At 72.4% G+C, this 15,046-nt stretch carries 15 protein-coding genes and 1 pseudogene; 14 read left to right on the plus strand and 2 right to left on the minus strand.

The window, feature by feature from the left end; all coding sequences use genetic code 11:
• Positions 1-140 precede the first annotated feature (140 nt).
• From CFP65_RS32770 to CFP65_RS32835, 14 genes are all read left to right on the plus strand, one after another.
• Positions 141-1,895 carry a DUF6801 domain-containing protein gene (locus CFP65_RS32770; protein WP_104819581.1) on the plus strand — a complete coding sequence of 585 codons (1,755 nt, stop codon included), beginning with the start codon at positions 141-143 and terminating at the stop codon, positions 1,893-1,895.
• Between the two features lie 104 nt (positions 1,896-1,999).
• Positions 2,000-2,971 carry an ABC transporter ATP-binding protein gene (locus tag CFP65_RS32775; protein ID WP_104819582.1) on the plus strand — a complete coding sequence of 324 codons (972 nt, stop codon included), beginning with the start codon at positions 2,000-2,002 and terminating at the stop codon, positions 2,969-2,971.
• 32 nt (positions 2,972-3,003) lie between these two features.
• On the plus strand, positions 3,004-3,795 hold the full coding sequence (locus CFP65_RS32780) for an ABC transporter permease (protein ID WP_104821293.1): 792 nt from the start codon (positions 3,004-3,006) through the stop codon (positions 3,793-3,795).
• 3 nt (positions 3,796-3,798) lie between these two features.
• Positions 3,799-4,602, plus strand: coding sequence for an ABC transporter permease (locus tag CFP65_RS32785; protein ID WP_104819583.1), 804 nt, complete (start codon positions 3,799-3,801; stop codon positions 4,600-4,602).
• Positions 4,599-5,894 (plus strand): MCE family protein, encoded by a 1,296-nt coding sequence (locus CFP65_RS32790; protein WP_104819584.1) that lies wholly within the window; start codon positions 4,599-4,601, stop codon positions 5,892-5,894. The genes CFP65_RS32785 and CFP65_RS32790 overlap by 4 nt, the downstream gene beginning before the upstream one ends.
• Positions 5,891-6,922 (plus strand): MCE family protein, encoded by a 1,032-nt coding sequence (locus CFP65_RS32795; RefSeq protein ID WP_104819585.1) that lies wholly within the window; start codon positions 5,891-5,893, stop codon positions 6,920-6,922. Before CFP65_RS32790 ends, CFP65_RS32795 begins: the two co-directional genes overlap by 4 nt.
• Positions 6,919-7,971 (plus strand): MCE family protein, encoded by a 1,053-nt coding sequence (locus tag CFP65_RS32800; protein ID WP_104819586.1) that lies wholly within the window; start codon positions 6,919-6,921, stop codon positions 7,969-7,971. Before CFP65_RS32795 ends, CFP65_RS32800 begins: the two co-directional genes overlap by 4 nt.
• Positions 7,971-9,005, plus strand: coding sequence for an MCE family protein (locus CFP65_RS32805; protein ID WP_254552694.1), 1,035 nt, complete (start codon positions 7,971-7,973; stop codon positions 9,003-9,005). The genes CFP65_RS32800 and CFP65_RS32805 overlap by 1 nt, the downstream gene beginning before the upstream one ends.
• Positions 9,002-10,312, plus strand: a complete 1,311-nt coding sequence (locus CFP65_RS32810; RefSeq protein ID WP_104819587.1) for an MCE family protein — start codon at positions 9,002-9,004, stop codon at positions 10,310-10,312. Before CFP65_RS32805 ends, CFP65_RS32810 begins: the two co-directional genes overlap by 4 nt.
• Positions 10,312-11,583, plus strand: coding sequence for an MlaD family protein (locus CFP65_RS32815; protein ID WP_104819588.1), 1,272 nt, complete (start codon positions 10,312-10,314; stop codon positions 11,581-11,583). Before CFP65_RS32810 ends, CFP65_RS32815 begins: the two co-directional genes overlap by 1 nt.
• Entirely contained in the window at positions 11,580-12,164 is a 585-nt protein-coding gene (locus CFP65_RS32820; RefSeq protein ID WP_254552695.1) for a hypothetical protein, read from the plus strand. The genes CFP65_RS32815 and CFP65_RS32820 overlap by 4 nt, the downstream gene beginning before the upstream one ends.
• A gap of 13 nt (positions 12,165-12,177) precedes the next feature.
• The gene (locus tag CFP65_RS32825) at positions 12,178-12,705 is read left to right on the plus strand and encodes a hypothetical protein (RefSeq protein ID WP_104819589.1); all 528 of its coding nucleotides are present in this window, start codon (positions 12,178-12,180) and stop codon (positions 12,703-12,705) included.
• Positions 12,706-12,716: 11 nt separating this feature from the next.
• Positions 12,717-13,244 carry a hypothetical protein gene (locus tag CFP65_RS32830; RefSeq protein ID WP_104819590.1) on the plus strand — a complete coding sequence of 176 codons (528 nt, stop codon included), beginning with the start codon at positions 12,717-12,719 and terminating at the stop codon, positions 13,242-13,244.
• Positions 13,245-13,278: 34 nt separating this feature from the next.
• Entirely contained in the window at positions 13,279-13,947 is a 669-nt protein-coding gene (locus CFP65_RS32835; RefSeq protein ID WP_104819591.1) for a nuclear transport factor 2 family protein, read from the plus strand.
• An 82-nt stretch (positions 13,948-14,029) separates the two neighbouring features.
• Here the strand turns inward: CFP65_RS32835 and CFP65_RS32840 are convergent, their stop codons facing one another.
• Positions 14,030-14,500, minus strand: coding sequence for an NUDIX hydrolase (locus CFP65_RS32840; RefSeq protein WP_104819592.1), 471 nt, complete (start codon positions 14,498-14,500; stop codon positions 14,030-14,032).
• Between the two features lie 3 nt (positions 14,501-14,503).
• Positions 14,504-14,992, minus strand: a pseudogene (locus CFP65_RS32845) (XRE family transcriptional regulator); the annotation flags it as partial.
• Positions 14,993-15,046: the final 54 nt, after the last annotated feature.

The raw sequence follows: 15,046 nt of genomic DNA on the forward strand, positions 1-15,046 counted from the left end.
TATTTGTCCGTCGGCACGAGATCGGGAACTTTCCTGTGTGCGATCACTTGTCGCTGCTTGTTACCGGACCGTAGTGTCCTGCGTCCCGAACGAATTCCGGCCTGAGGCCGTGCAGTTGCTGCCAGGAGAGGGGCACGGGCATGAGGGGTGAGCCGACCCGGCGCGCTGCGCGCCTGGCGGCGGTGGCCGCCGCCGGGTTGCTGGCCGGGCTGCTGCCCGGCACCGAGCCGGCCTCGGGCGGGCAGGCCGCGGAGCTGCCGCTGGCGTACGACTGCGGCATCCCTGGGGGCAGTCGGCCCGTCACAGTGGAGCTGAGGCAGGGCTACCCCGCCTCGGCCACCGCCGGAGTCGCCTTCCAGCCGGGCCAGTTGACGGTGCGGGTGCCGCTACCGGCCGGGGTGCTGCCGAGCGGCACGGTCGGGGTGAGCGGGACGGCGAGCCTGGCGGCCACCATCAGCTCGGGCGGCAGCTCGCTCGCCACCGACTGGTCGGGGCTGACGGCCACGGTGACACCGCTGCCCGGCAGCGGTAACGGCCTGCTGACCTTCACCGGGCCGGTCGCGCCGGTCACCGTCTCGGCGCCCGGTGCGGTCGTGTTCACGGCCGGCACCCTCTCGCTCGACCTCAGCCCGCTGCAGACCGTCCCCGCGAGCCCCTCCCCGGCGGCCACGCCGAGCGGCGGCCCGAGTGGCAGCCCCGGCGGTACGGCGCTGACCCTGCACGCGGCGGCCGGCCCGGGCCGGCTGGCCGTCTCCTGCACCCTCGCGGCGGGCCAGCAGGGGCAGTTGGGCACCGTCGCGGTGGGAGCCTCGGCCGCACCGGGCACCCCGGGGGCCACTGCTTCGGGAAGTGCCGGAGGATCGCCGAGCAGCACCGCTTCGACCGGCGCCACCCCGACCGGTACCGCCTCCGGATCCGCCGCACCGGGCGGGTCCGGGAGCGGGATCAACTCGGCTGGCCCGAGCGCCAGTTCCTCTGCGAGCGGCAGCAAGCCACTGGCGAGCAGCGGCAAGCCGACCAGCTCCGCGCCCGGCCGGCCCGGTGCCCCGGTGATCTCGGTGCGGCCCGCGTACCACTCCGGTGTCGACACCTGCCCGCCCGTGCCGACCGGCGTCCTCGACCCTGCCCGGCTGCCGCCGGTGCCGGTCGGCCACGGCGTGCACGTCATCCCCCCGGCGGGGGTGGAGTTCCCGCCGAACCCGGCCTGCGCCTACGCCGACGGCTTCGCCAACGTGGCCAAGCTCGGCCAGGCCACCCTGATCAACGACCCGGCCCGGCAGCCGACCCTGGTGTCCGTCAACATGACCCGGCGGTTCGTGGTCTCCTGGCAGCCGCCGGTGCTGTACAACGAGGCCGATTCGCTGGGCGAGATGCACCTGCCGGTGGCCGATTCGACCTTCCTCACCTACGGCTTCGTGCCGACCACGGCGAAGATGGAGTTCACCTCGCTCGGCCTGCTCACCATCGTGACGGTCGGCAACACCAACTGGAACCAGCCGGTGCTCTCCACCATCGGCGGCTACCAGTCGATCCGGATCTTCGACGTCAAGGTCAACGGCGTGCCGCTGGACGTCGGCCCGACCTGCCACACGGCCCAGCCGGTGGACCTGGTGCTGCACGGGCGGCAGGACGACTACCTGCCCGGTGGCGGTGACGGCAAGCCCGACTACACGATCCAGACCGGCGGGCCGCTCTCCCAGACCGACCTGTTCATCCCGGCGTTCACCGGCTGCGGCAGCCACGGCGAGAGCTTCGACAACCTCTTCACCGCCGCCGTCTCGGGGCCGGGCAACTCGCTCAACCTGATGCAGGGTCCGCTCTGCACCCCCGCGAGCGACCAACCCAACGGCTGCGAGCCCGAGATCGTCGTCCCCGACCCGCCGCGCCACCGCTGAGCGCGGACCAGCCGCTGAGCGCCGTGCGACGTGCCGAGCGCCGCACGACGGTCGAGCGCCGAACGACTGCTGAGCGCCAAACGACCTCGACTCCGGGAGGTGTCATGGGCATCGAAGTGATCGTGGAAGGTCTGACCAAGTCCTTCGGCGAACAGACCGTCTGGCAGGACGTGACCCTCACGCTGCCCGCCGGTGAGGTCAGCGTCATGCTCGGCCCTTCCGGGACCGGCAAGACCGTCTTCCTCAAATCCGTGATCGGCCTGCTCAAGCCCGAGCGCGGGCGGGTGCTGGTGAACGGCGTCGACATGGTCAACAGCCCCGAGCGGGACGTCTACGAGGCTCGCAAGCTGTTCGGCCTGATGTTCCAGGACGGCGCGCTCTTCGGCTCGATGACGCTCTACGACAACATCGCCTTCCCGCTGCGCGAGCACACCAAGAAGAAGGAGAGCGAGATCCGCCGGATCGTGCTGGAGCGGATCGAGATGGTCGGCCTGATCGGCGCCGAGGGCAAGCTGCCCGGGGAGATCTCCGGCGGGATGCGCAAACGGGCCGGGCTGGCACGGGCGTTGGTGCTGGACCCGCAGATCATCCTCTGCGACGAGCCTGACTCCGGCCTCGACCCGGTGCGCACCTCCTACCTCTCCCAGCTGCTGATCGACCTCAACACCCAGATCGACGCCACCATGCTGATCGTCACCCACAACCTGGACATCGCCGCCACCGTGCCCGACAACATGGGCATGCTGTTCCGGCGCGAGCTGGTCGCCTTCGGGCCGCGCGAGCTGCTGCTGACCAGTGAGGAGCCGGTGGTGCGGCAGTTCCTGACCGGCCGCCGGGCCGGGCCGATCGGGATGTCCGAGGAGAAGGACGAGGCCCAACTCGCCCAGGAGGCGGGCTGGGAGGCCGGCCCGCCCGGGCCGCTGGTGCCGCAGCTGGAGCCCTCGCCGGGCCTTGGCCCGCGCGCCGCCGTCGACCGGCGCCGGGCCCGGGTGCTCTCGATGTGGGACCAGCTGCCGCCCGCCGCCCGGGAGGCCGTCCGCACCGGGCTGGCCCCGAGCCAGGGCGGCCCGGCGTGAGCGCCCCGGCAGCCGACCGGCCGGCCAAGCCGGTGGGGCGCCCGTACCGGCCGGGCTTCCCCGGGCTCGGTGCGCTGCGGCAGACCGGCCGGCTCTTCCAGCTCGCCGCCACCACCGTGCGGGACACCTTCCGGCGGCCGTTCCAGTGGCGCGAGTTGATCGAGCAGTTCTGGTTCGTGGCCAGTGTGACCATCCTGCCCGCCGCCCTGGTCTCGATCCCGTTCGGCGCCGTGATCGCACTGCAAGTGGGCTCACTGGCCCAGCAGTTGGGTGCACAGTCGTTCACCGGTGGGGCGAGCGTGCTGGCCGTGATCCAGCAGGCCAGCCCGCTGATCGTGGCGCTGCTGATCGCGGGGGCGGGGGGCTCGGCGATCTGCGCCGACCTCGGCTCCCGGAAGATCCGCGAGGAGCTGGACGCGATGGCGGTGATGGGCGTCTCGCCGATCCAGCGGCTCGTGGTGCCGAGGGTGCTGGCCACCATGCTGGTGGCCGTGCTGCTGAACGGCCTGGTGTCAGTGGTCGGCACCCTCGGCGGCTACTTCTTCAACATCGTGCTCCAGCACGGCACTCCGGGCGCCTACCTGTCCAGCTTCTCCGCCCTGGCCCAGCTGCCCGACCTGTACGTGAGCGAGTTCAAGGCGCTGGTCTTCGGCTTCATCGCGGGCATCGTGGCCGCCTACCGCGGCCTCAACCCGCGCGGCGGCCCGAAGGGGGTGGGCGACGCGGTGAACCAGTCGGTGGTGATCACCTTCCTGCTGCTCTTCCTGGTCAACGTCGCCATCACCGGCGTCTACCTCCAGCTCGTCCCGCAGAAGGGAGCCTGAGCCGTGGCCCTGCTCGACAAGCTGGACGAGACCGGCGACCACCTGCTCTTCCACCTCACCGCCCTGCTCTGGGTGCCGCGCACGCTGCGCCGCTACTCCCGCGAGGTGCGCCGCCTGCTGGCCGAAGTGGCCTTCGGCAGCGGCGGGTTGGGCGTGATCGGCGGCACCGTCGGAGTGATGTTCGGGATGACCCTGTTCACCGGCACCGTGGTCGGCCTGCAGGGCTACGCGGCGATGAACCAGCTCGGCACCACCGCCTTCACCGGCTTCATCTCCGCCTACTTCAACACCCGCGAGATCGCCCCGCTGGTGGCCGGCCTCGCGCTCTCCGCCACCGTCGGGGCCGGCTTCACCGCCCAGCTCGGCGCGATGCGGATCAACGAGGAGGTGGACGCCCTGGAGGGCATGGGCATCCGCTCGATGCCGTACCTGGTCACCACCCGGGTGATCGCCGGGATCGTGGCCATCGTGCCGCTCTACGGCATCGGCCTGCTCAGCAGCTATCTCGCCTCGCGGGCCGTCACCGTCCTCGTCAACGGCCAGTCGGCGGGCACCTACGACCACTACTTCAACCTCTTCCTCTCCCCGGCCGACGTGCTGCTCTCCACCCTCAAGGTGCTGCTGTTCAGCATCGTGGTGATCCTCGCGCACTGCTACTACGGCTACACCGCCAAGGGCGGCCCGGCCGGGGTCGGCATCGCGGTGGGCCGCTCGGTGCGCAACGCCATCGTGGTGATCAGCCTGGCCGACTTCCTGCTCAGCCTCGCGATCTGGGGCGCGACCACGACGGTGCGGGTGGCCGGATGACCGCCAACGGATCCAACGCCCGCCGCAGGTACCGCCGTTACGGCCGCCGCGGCGCCGGAGTGGTCTTCCTGCTGGTGCCCGCCCTGCTGGCCTGGCTGGCGGTGGCCGTCTACGACCGGGCCTTCACCGACTCCGCCGACGTCACGGTGGAGACCGGCAGCGCCGGCCACGAGCTGCACCTGAACGCCGACGTGAAGCTGCGCGGGGTGGTGGTCGGCCAGGTGCGCCGGATCAGCAGCGACGGCGGCGGCGCCCGGCTCACCCTGGCGCTCGACCCGGCCAAGCTGCCGCAGATCCCCGCCCAGGTCTCCGTCCAACTGCTGCCCACCACGCTCTTCGGCGAGCGGTACGTGGCCCTGGTGCCCGACACCCCGCAGCCCGCCGGCCACCTGGCCGCCGGCGCGGTGATCCGGCAGGACCACTCGGCCGACGCGGTCGAGCTCCAGCAGGTGCTCGACCACCTGATGCCGGTGCTCACCGCCGTGCAGCCCGCCAAACTCTCCGCCACGCTGAGCGCGGTGGCCACCGCACTCAGCGGCCGGGGCGCGCAACTCGGCCAGACCCTGGACTCGTTGGACGCCTACCTGAAGCAGCTCAACCCCGAGCTGCCCACCCTGAACGCGGACATCCGCGAGCTGGTCACCGTCAGCCGGGCCTACGACCGGGCCGCGCCCGACCTGGTGCAGGCACTCACCGACTTCACCCGCACCAGCTCCACCATCGCCCAGCAGCAGGCCGGCCTCGCCGAGGTCTACGGCAGCACCACCAGCGCCGCGCAGGACCTCACCGCCTTCCTGCAGCAGAACAAGGACAACCTGATCCACCTGACCGCCGACAGCACCGGCACGCTCAACCTGCTGGCCGAGTACGCCCCTGCCTTCCCCTGCACGCTGCGCACCATGGCCACCTTCGTGCCGGCCATGGACCACGCGCTCGGCAAGGGCACCGACCAGCCGGGGCTGCACGTCAGCGTCAGCACGCTGCCCTCGCGCGGCGGCTACCAGGCGGGCACCGACGCCCCGAGCTACCGGGCGAGCACCGGCCCGCAGTGCTACGCCGTGCCGTACACCGGGCGGACCACCCCGCTCAGCAACGCCCCTTCCTTCACCGGGCCGGACCCGAGCAGCCTCGGCCTGCCCAACTCCCCGCAGGAGAACCACCTTGTCGGCGAACTGCTCGCCACCGCCACGCCGGCCCCGGCCGCTGCCGCCCCCGCCGGGCCCGGGGCGCCCGACTGGGCCAGCCTGCTGGCCGGGCCGGTCTACCGAGGGGCGGAGGTGACGGTGCGATGAGAAGGCGCAGCCTCGCCGGGCCGGTCACCAAATCGCTGGTCTTCGTGGTGGTCACCAGCCTGGCCACCGGCGCCCTGGCGCTCAGCATCGCGGACACCGGGGTGGGCGACACCGTCGGCTACACCGCGCAGTTCACCGACGTGACCGGCCTGGCGCCCGGCGATTCGATCCGGATCGCGGGCGTGCGGGTCGGGCAGGTGGACAGCGTCGGCGTGGTCGACCACCGGGTGGCCCAGGTGCGGTTCTCGGTGGACCGGGACAAGCCGCTGCCGGAGACCGTCACCGCCTCGGTCAAGTACCTCAACCTGGTCGGCCAGCGCTACATCGACCTGGAGCGCGGCCCCGGGGCGGTCGGCGCCGACCTGACCCCGGGCGGGCTCATCCCGCTCGCCCGCACCACCCCGGCGCTCGACCTCACCCAGCTCTTCCACGGCTTCCAACCGCTCTTCCAGGGCCTGGCCCCCGACCAGGTCAACCAGCTCGCCAACGAGATCGTCCAGGTGCTCCAGGGCGAGGGCGGCACGGTGGACGGACTGCTGCAGTCGATCGGCTCGCTCACCACCACGCTGGCGGCCAAGGACCAGGTGATCGGGCAGGTGGTGGACAACCTCAACGCCGTGCTGGCCACCGTCAACGGCCGGGAGAGCGGCTTCACCGACCTGGTGGCCACCCTCCAGCAGCTGGTGAACGGCTTCGCCGCCGACCGGGCCCCGATCGGCCAGTCGATCAGCGCCATCTCCCAACTGGCCGACAGCACCGCCGGGTTGCTCCAGCAGGGCCGGGCCCCGCTGAAGGACTCGATCGCCCAGCTCGGCCGGCTCTCCACCAACCTGGCCGACAACTCGGGCGAGTTGGAGAGCTTCCTGCGCAACACCCCGGAGAAGATGCGGACGATCGGCCGGGCCGCCTCCTACGGCTCCTGGCTCAACCTCTACCTCTGCGAGGCCACGGTCACCGGCGTCACCACCTACGACGGCAGCAAGGCGCCGACCGGCCTGCCCGTCACCGAATCGAGGTGCCGAGGATGACTCGCACGCCCGACACTCCCCGGCGGGGCCCGCTGTACCGCCCGCTGCGCGAACGCAATGCGGCGGCCGTCGGCGCCCTCGGCCTGCTGCTCCTGCTGCTGCTCACCGCGGTCGCCTACCGGGCCGACGCGCTGCCGTTCATCGGCCAGGGCACCCACTACGACGCCGAGTTCAGCGACGCCGCCGGGCTGCGGCCGGGCAACGAGGTGCGGATCGCCGGGGTCAAGGTGGGCAAGGTGACGGCCGTGTCGCTGGACGGGGCGAAGGTGAAGGTCGGCTTCGCGGTGCAGGGCGCCTGGATCGGCGACGCCTCCACCGCCGCGATCGGCATCAAGACCCTGCTCGGCGAGAAGTACCTGGCCGTCGACCCGCTCGGCGCCCACACCCAGGACCCGAGGGACCGCATCCCGCTGGCCCGCACCACCTCGCCGTTCGACGTCACCCAGGCCTTCGACCAGCTCGGCCGGACGGCCGGCGCGATCGACGGCAAGCAGCTGGCCCAGAGCTTCCAGGTGATCGCCGACACCTTCAAGGACACCCCCGCCTCGGTGCGCACCGCCGCCGACGGACTCTCTGCGCTCTCCAGGACCATCGCGAGCCGGGACGACCAGCTCGCGCAACTCCTGGCCGGGAGCAAGCAGTTGACCAAGACGCTGAGCGAGCAGAACGGCCGGTTCGAGCAGATCCTCGGCGACGGCAACCTGCTGCTCGGCGAGATCCGGCAGCGGCGCGACGCGATCCACCAACTGCTGACCGGTACGCAGCAGTTGAGCACCCAGCTGACCGGCCTGGTGGCCGACAACACGCGGCAGCTCGGGCCGACGCTGGACGCGCTCGACCGGGTCACCGCCGTGCTGGCCGCCAACCAGAGCAGCCTGGACCAGACCCTCGCGCTGGCCGGGCCGTACTACCGGCTGCTCGGCAACACGCTGGGCAGCGGGCGCTGGTTCGACGGCTACCTGTGCGGGGTGATCCCGAAGTCCTACCTGCCCGCAGGCAGCACCCCGGCCAGCGGGTGCCTGCCGGCCAAGCCCCAAGGCGGTCACTGATGGCCATGCATCCCCTGCGCCGCCGGGCGCTCACCGGGGCCGCCGCCCTGGTCGTGGTCGGCGGCGTGGTGACCGCCGGCGTGGTGGCCGCCCGCCCGCCCGAGGGCAAGCACCTCACCGCCGTGTTCGACCACGCCACCGGCGTCTACCCGGGCTCCGACCTGCGGGTGCTCGGGGTCAAGGTGGGCACCGTGGACTCGGTGCGACCGGAGGGCACCAAGGTGCTGGTCACCCTCACCCTGGACGCGGGCGTCCGGGTGCCCGCCGAGGCCCAGGCCGTGGTGGTCGCCCCCAGCGTGGTGGCCGACCGGTACATCCAGCTCACGCCGGCCTGGACCGGCGGACCGGAGATCGCCGACCACACCGAGATCCCGCTCTCCCGCACCGCCAACCCGCTCGAACTCGACCAGCTCTACCAGTCGGTGACCCAACTCGCCGACGCCCTGGGCCCGAACGGCGCCAATGCCACCGGGGCGCTCTCCCGGCTGCTCGACACCGGCGCGCAGAACCTCGGCGGCAACGGAAAGGCGATCGGCGACTCGATCGCCGGCCTCGGCCAGGCCGGCCGCACCCTCTCCGGCCACAGCGGCGACCTGTTCGCCACCCTGGACTACCTGCAGTCCTTCACCGCCATGCTCAAGGAGAACGACGGCAAGGTGCGCACCGCCACCGACCAACTGGCCTCCGTGACGGGCTTCCTGGCCCAGGACCGGCAGGACATCGGCGCGGCCCTGCAGCAACTCGCCACCGCGCTCGGCCAGGTGAAGGGCTTCATCCAGGACAACCGGGACCGCCTGAAGACCGTGGTCGAGCGCCTGGCGCCGATCACCCAGTCGCTGGTCGACCAGCGCACCTCGCTGGCCGAGCTGCTCGACACCGCTCCGCTGGCCGCCGACAACGTGCTGAACGCCTTCGACACCACCAACGGCACCCTGGACGGCCGGGTCGATCTCAACGAACTCGGCGGCGCACCAATGCCGTTGCCCCTGCCACTGCCCCCCACCGGCACCATCGGCTCCGGAGGTACCCGATGAGGCGCGCCACGGCCGCGGCCGGCCTGCTGGCCCTCACCACCCTGGCCGGCTGCTCCGGCTCCTTCCACGGGATCCAGGACCTGCCGCTGCCCGGCGGCGCCGACCTCGGCAGCCACCCGTACGAGGTGACCGCGCACTTCGCCGACGTGCTCAGCCTGGTGCCGCAGGCCGCCGTCCGGGTCAACGACGTGGCCGTGGGCCGGGTCACTGGCATCGCGCTCGCCCCCGGCGACTGGTCGGCCGTGGTCACCATGCGGATCAACGGCGACGTGCACCTGCCCGCCAACGCCTACGCCCACCTGGAGCAGTCCAGCCTGCTCGGCGAGAAGTACGTGCAGCTGAGCAGCCCGCCCACCGGCCAGAGCGCCGCCGGCAGCCTCGGGGCGGGCGGGGTGATCCCGGCGAGCCGGACCGACCGCAACCCCGAGGTGGAGGAGGTGTTCGGCGCGCTCTCGATGCTGCTCAACGGCGGTGGAGTAGCCCAACTGAACACCATCACAACTGAGTTGAACAAGGCGCTGACCGGCAACGAGCCGCAGCTGCGCTCGGCGCTGGCCCAGTTGAACACCCTGGTCGGCAATCTGGACGCCCACCGCAAGGACATCACCGACGCGCTGGACGGCGTCAACAAGCTCTCCGCCACCCTGGCCGCCCGCGACCAGCAGATCGGCACCGTGCTCACCGGGCTCAGCCCCGGCCTCAAGGTGCTCGACCAGCAGCGCGGCGCCCTGGTCACCATGCTCCGCTCGCTGGACACCCTCTCCGGCGTCGTGGTGGACACCGTGAACCGCAGCCGGGACGACATGGTGGCCGACCTGCACGCCCTCGCCCCCACCCTGCAGCGCCTGGCCGACGCGGGCAAGGCCCTGCCGGACGCGCTCCAGGTGCTGCTCACCTACCCGTTCACCGACGAGGTGTTGCGCGGCGTCAAGGGCGACTACCTCAACCTCTACCTCGACCTCACCGCCGCCCCGGGCACCCAGATCATCCCGGCGCTCTCCCCGGACGACAACGCCTCACCCCCACCGCTCCCCAGCCCGTCCCCGACGGACACCCCCACTGACCAGCCCACGGACACTCCGACCGACACCCCGACCGACACCCCCACGGACGCCCCGACCGATACGCCCACGGACACCCCTACCGACACTCCGACGGACACGCCCACCGACACTCCGTCCGACACCCCCAGTGACACGCCCACCGACCCGGCTCCGCAGCACCGGACCGCCAGCCCGCGCCCGCCGCTGCCGCTGCCCCCGGTCACCGCCCCCACCACGACCGGTCACCCCGGCGGAGGCCGCTGATGCTCACCCTCGCCACCCGGCTGAAGAACCTCGCCTTCCTGCTCATCGCCGTCCTGGTGCTGGGCTACCTGGGCATCCGGTACGCCGACCTGGGTCGGTACGTCGGCCTGCGCGGCTACTACACCGTGCGGGTCCAACTCCCCGATACCGGCGGCCTGTTCGAGCACGCCAACGTGACCTACCGGGGCGTCTCGGTGGGCCGGGTCGGGCCGATCCGGCTGACCCCCGACGGGGTGGAGGCCGAGCTGCGGATCCAGGACTCGGCGCCGCGCATCCCCACCCACCTCAAGGCCGTGGTGGCCGACCTCTCCGCCGTCGGCGAGCAGTACATCGACCTGCGCCCGACCAGCGACGCCCCGCCGTACCTGGGGAACGACTCGGTGGTGGCCCGGGCCGACGCGAGCGTGCCGCCGCCGGTGACCAACCTGCTGACCAGCGTGGACTCGCTGGCGAGCTCGGTGCCGGTGCAGTCGCTGCGCACGGTGGTGGACGAGTTCGGCGCGGCGTTCAACGGCCAGGGCGCCAACCTGCAGGCGCTGCTGGACAACAGCGGCCACCTGCTCGACTCGGCGAGCAAGGCGCTGCCCGGCAACATCACGCTGATGGAGGACGGGCGGGCCGTGCTCTCCACCCAGATCGAGGAGAGCGAGGCGCTGCGCTCCTTCGCGAGCAGCGCGGCCCAGCTGGCCGCACAGCTCAACGCCTCCGACACCGACCTGCGCCGGCTGATCGCCGCCGCCCCCGAGGCCACCGGCCAGGTCGCCGCGCTGCTGCGCGACCTGAACCCGAGCCTGAGCGTGGTGCTGGCCAATCTGCTGACCACCTCCGACCTCGCGGTGACCCGCCAGCGCGGCCTGGAGGAACTCCTGGTCCGCCTCCCGGCGGTGGCCGCCGCCGGCGCCACCGTGATCGACGACAAGGGAGCCCACCTCGGCATGGCCGTCACCTTCTTCTCACCGCTGCCCTGTACCGCAGGCTACGGCGGCACCACCTACCGCAACGGCCTGGACCTCAGCCCGGCCCCCGCCTTCAACACCGCCGCCCGCTGCACCGCCGACCCCAGCACCGGCGTCGAGGTCCGGGGCTCGGCCAACGCCCCCGGTGGCGCCCCGCTCGCGCCGCCCGCCCAGTCCGGCGCGCTGCTCCCCGCCGTCGCGAATCAGCCGACCGGCCGGACGGCCATCCCGCAGCTCCCCGGTGCCCTGGGCCTGCCCGCCCTCCCGCAGGGCCCGACCGACCTCGGTGGTCTGCTCGGACTGGTGGCCCGATGAGCGCCCCGACCCAGGCGCGGACGGTCGAGGACGCGGTCGAGGCGGAGGAGCGGTCGGCGGCCGAGCGGCCGGGGCCGCGCCGGGCCCACCGCTGGCTGGCCTGGGCCGTGGTGGTGGCCTCGGCGGTGTTCTGCGCGGTGGCCACGGTGACGTACCAGCAGGCGCGATCGTCCGAGGCACTGGCCTACGGCCGGGCCCGGGACGCCGCGCTGGCCGACGCCCGGCAGGGGCTGGCCCGGCTGAACACCGTGCAGGCGGCCACCGTGGAGGGGAGCCTGCAGAGCTGGCTGTCGGCCACCACCGGCCCGCTGCACGAGCAGCTCCAGCGCACCGGGGGCGCCGACGCCACCACCCTGCGCCAAGCGGGGGCCTCGGCGCGCGGCACCGTCACCGAGGCCGCGCTCACCGAGCTGGACACCCGGGCGGGCACGGCCCGGCTGATCGCCACCGTCACGGTGGAGCTGACCCCCAAATCCGGTGCGCCGAGCACCGACCGCAAGCGCTTCGAAGCGGGCCTGGCCCGGACCCCGGACGGCTGGAAGATCACCTCGCTGACCGCCGTCCCGGTCGGCGCGAGCTGAGAGGAGACCCGGCGTGAGCAGCGAAGAGAACATCGAGCCCCGAGGTGAGCGCCGCTGGTGGCTGCTGCCGACCCTGGTGGCTCTGGCCCTGCTGGCCACCGGCGGCTACCTGGTCCGCCAGGCGGGGCAGGCGGAGGACGCGGCCGACGCCAATCGGGCGCTGACCGACAGCCGGGCCACCACGGAGGTGATCGGCGACGTGGGCAATGCGCTCGGCCGGATCTTCTCGTACACCCCGGCCGACGCGGATGGCACGGCCAAGGCCGCCGGGCAGCTGCTCGACGGCCGGGCGGCGCAGCAGTACCAGACCCTGTTCGCCCAGGTGCGGCCGCAGGTGAAGGACCAGCAGCTGACCCTGACCTCGCGGGTGGTGCGGGCCGGAGTGACGCAACTGGCCCGTGACCAGGCCGAGTTGCTGGTCTTCCTGGACCAGAGCTCGCAGCGGGCGGGCAAGCCCGCGACCAGTGCGGCGGCCCAACTCTCGGTGACGGCCCGCCGTGAGGGCGGGCACTGGCGGATCACCGAACTCAAGAACCGGTAGGGGAGCGGGAGATGGCGGGAGTGAAGCGGCACCCGGTGCTGCTGGCGGCGCTGGCCCTGGTGCTGGCGGCAGTGGTGGCCGCCGGCTGGACGGGTTGGTCCTGGTACGCGGCCGCGCACGACGACACGGCCTCCTACGCGCGGGCCCGGGACCAGGCGCTGGCGGCGGGGGAGCAGGCGATCCAGAACATGAACACCCTGGACCACGCTGACCTGACCCGGGGCCTGGACCTCTGGGAGTCCTCCACCACGGGCGACCTGCACGACCAACTGGTGCAGGGCCGATCGGAGTTCAGCAAGCAGGTGCAGCAGGCCCAGACGGTGAGCACGGCCAAGGTGCTGGCCGGGGCGGTGACCGAGCTGGACGAGCGGGCCGGCCGGGCCGGGGTGATGGTCGCCCTCCGGGTCACCGTGCAGGCCCCGAAGGCCCAGCCCGCCACCAAGGAGACCCGAATGCTCGGCGAGCTGACCCGTACGGCGACCGGCTGGAAGCTGAGCGCCCTCGGCCAGGCCCCGATGGGCTCCACCGCCGGCCAGTAAGCCGCCCTGCTCGTCCTGGAGAGGATCCGCCCCGATGTCGACCACCACCACCCGCCACCTGATCAACCGCCGGCGCCGCCTGGCCGCCCGCCCGACCTCCCCCGACGTGATCCGGCCCGAGCCACCGGAGCCGCAGGACCAGGCCACGCCCGAGGAGGCCCCCGCCGCCGGTCGCCCGGGCCGGCTGACCCACCGCGCCCTGCTGCCCCTGCTGGCCGCCCTCACCGTGCTGCTCGGCGGCTTCAGCGCCTGGGCGGCCACCCACGCCGCCGAGCTCCGCACGGGCGGCGGCTCGCACAACGCCGCCCTCGCCGACCCGGCCCGGACCAGCGAGGTGAAGGGCGCCGTGACGGCGGCGGTGAACGCGCTGTTCTCGTACAACTACGCCGACACCGCCCGCACCGACAACGCGGCGAAGTCGCTGCTCACCGGCGGCGCCGTGCAGCAGTACGCGGGGATGCTGGCCCAGGTGCGGCAGCAGGCGCCGCAGCAGAAGTTGGTGCTGACCACCACGGTGACGGACAGCGGGGTGGTGCAGCTGGACGGCGACCGGGCCCGGCTGCTGGTCTTCGCCGACCAGCGCAACACGAGCACGGCGGCCGGCAGCGGGCAGTCGAGCTACGCCGCCGCGATGTTCGCGGTGGACGTGATCCGCCAGGGCGGCAGCTGGCGGATCAGCAACCTCGACACGTTCAACTCCTGACCCGCGCGCCCGCCGCCGGCCGAGTCCGTGGGGCACAAGGCGTCCGAGTACCTGTTCCTTCTTGAGGCTAACTCAACTCGACTCAGCCGAGGTACGGCGTCGGCCGGGCCTCGCGGAAGTGCTGGAGGCGGAGCCGCTGTGTGTGGTGCATGGGTAGGCCATCCAGTTCCTTGGGGGTGACCCACCGCAGTGCCGTGGACTCGTCAGAGATGGCCAGCTCTCCGCCCACGACCCGGGCCGTGAAGCACACGTTGAACTGCCGCCGCACCTCTCCGTCGCTGTACGCGATGATGTGGCGCGGGTCAGTGTAGGTGCCGACCAGCCCGGTGATCTCGACGTCGAGGCCGGTTTCCTCCTTCACCTCCCGGACCGCCGTGCCGGGGAGGGAATCGCCCAGGTCCATCCCGCCGCCGGGCAGGGCCCACAGGCCGCTGTCGGTTCGACGCTGCATCAGGATGCGTCCGGCGTCGTCGGTGACCACGGCCGAGGCGGCTACCACCATGCTGTTCGGGGCCGGGGCGGCCGGGTCGTCGTAGTACTCGGTGCGTGCCACTGGTCAGCCTTCCATCAGGGGTCTTGCCATTGCCCACACGGCGTCGAAGCTTGCGGCGTAGCTGTCGAACATGCCGCCGTCGCCCGCTCGGCGGAGGTGCCAGACGGGTGCGCCGAAGGCGTTCACGCCCCACACATCGGCGTTCACCATCATGTGGTCGTCGGCGCGGTAGAGGCTGTTGTACAGGGTGGTGCCATGGGTCCGGACCTCTACGCCAGGCACACCGAGTAGAGGTCGGTAGTGCATCGCGGCGAGCCGGCATCGGGACTCGATCCCGTGCCCGAACTTCTCCTCCCTGCCGCGCTGTTGGACATTGGCTCTGTCTGCGTCCCCGAGGGCGATCCGGATGCGGCACCCTTCGGCCGCCTGCCTCTTCAACTTCTCGTTGAGGCGCGGGTATGCCTCGTGCAGGAAGACGGCGCCGGCCATGACGGCGCGTAGACGCTCGTTCGCCATGCTTGCCTTTGCCGTTGTCATGGGGACCTTCTGCCGCATGCGGGACATCCCGAAGTGCCGTCTGTACGAGGTTCCACCGTCCTGGGTGAC

The sequence above is a fragment of the Kitasatospora sp. MMS16-BH015 genome, assembly GCF_002943525.1.
Classification (GTDB): domain Bacteria; phylum Actinomycetota; class Actinomycetes; order Streptomycetales; family Streptomycetaceae; genus Kitasatospora.

What these genes read in the sequence shown, in the direction of transcription:
- CFP65_RS32830 (WP_104819590.1), top strand. Translation starts at nt 12,717, where the DNA reads ATGGCGGGAGTGAAGCGGCACCCGGTGCTGCTGGCGGCGCTGGCCCTG.
- CFP65_RS32795 (WP_104819585.1), top strand. Translation starts at nt 5,891, where the DNA reads ATGAGAAGGCGCAGCCTCGCCGGGCCGGTCACCAAATCGCTGGTCTTC.
- CFP65_RS32815 (WP_104819588.1), top strand. Translation starts at nt 10,312, where the DNA reads ATGCTCACCCTCGCCACCCGGCTGAAGAACCTCGCCTTCCTGCTCATC.
- CFP65_RS32805 (WP_254552694.1), top strand. Translation starts at nt 7,971, where the DNA reads ATGGCCATGCATCCCCTGCGCCGCCGGGCGCTCACCGGGGCCGCCGCC.
- CFP65_RS32810 (WP_104819587.1), top strand. Translation starts at nt 9,002, where the DNA reads ATGAGGCGCGCCACGGCCGCGGCCGGCCTGCTGGCCCTCACCACCCTG.
- CFP65_RS32800 (WP_104819586.1), top strand. Translation starts at nt 6,919, where the DNA reads ATGACTCGCACGCCCGACACTCCCCGGCGGGGCCCGCTGTACCGCCCG.
- CFP65_RS32775 (WP_104819582.1), top strand. Translation starts at nt 2,000, where the DNA reads ATGGGCATCGAAGTGATCGTGGAAGGTCTGACCAAGTCCTTCGGCGAA.
- CFP65_RS32770 (WP_104819581.1), top strand. Translation starts at nt 141, where the DNA reads ATGAGGGGTGAGCCGACCCGGCGCGCTGCGCGCCTGGCGGCGGTGGCC.
- CFP65_RS32835 (WP_104819591.1), top strand. Translation starts at nt 13,279, where the DNA reads ATGTCGACCACCACCACCCGCCACCTGATCAACCGCCGGCGCCGCCTG.
- CFP65_RS32790 (WP_104819584.1), top strand. Translation starts at nt 4,599, where the DNA reads ATGACCGCCAACGGATCCAACGCCCGCCGCAGGTACCGCCGTTACGGC.
- CFP65_RS32820 (WP_254552695.1), top strand. Translation starts at nt 11,580, where the DNA reads ATGAGCGCCCCGACCCAGGCGCGGACGGTCGAGGACGCGGTCGAGGCG.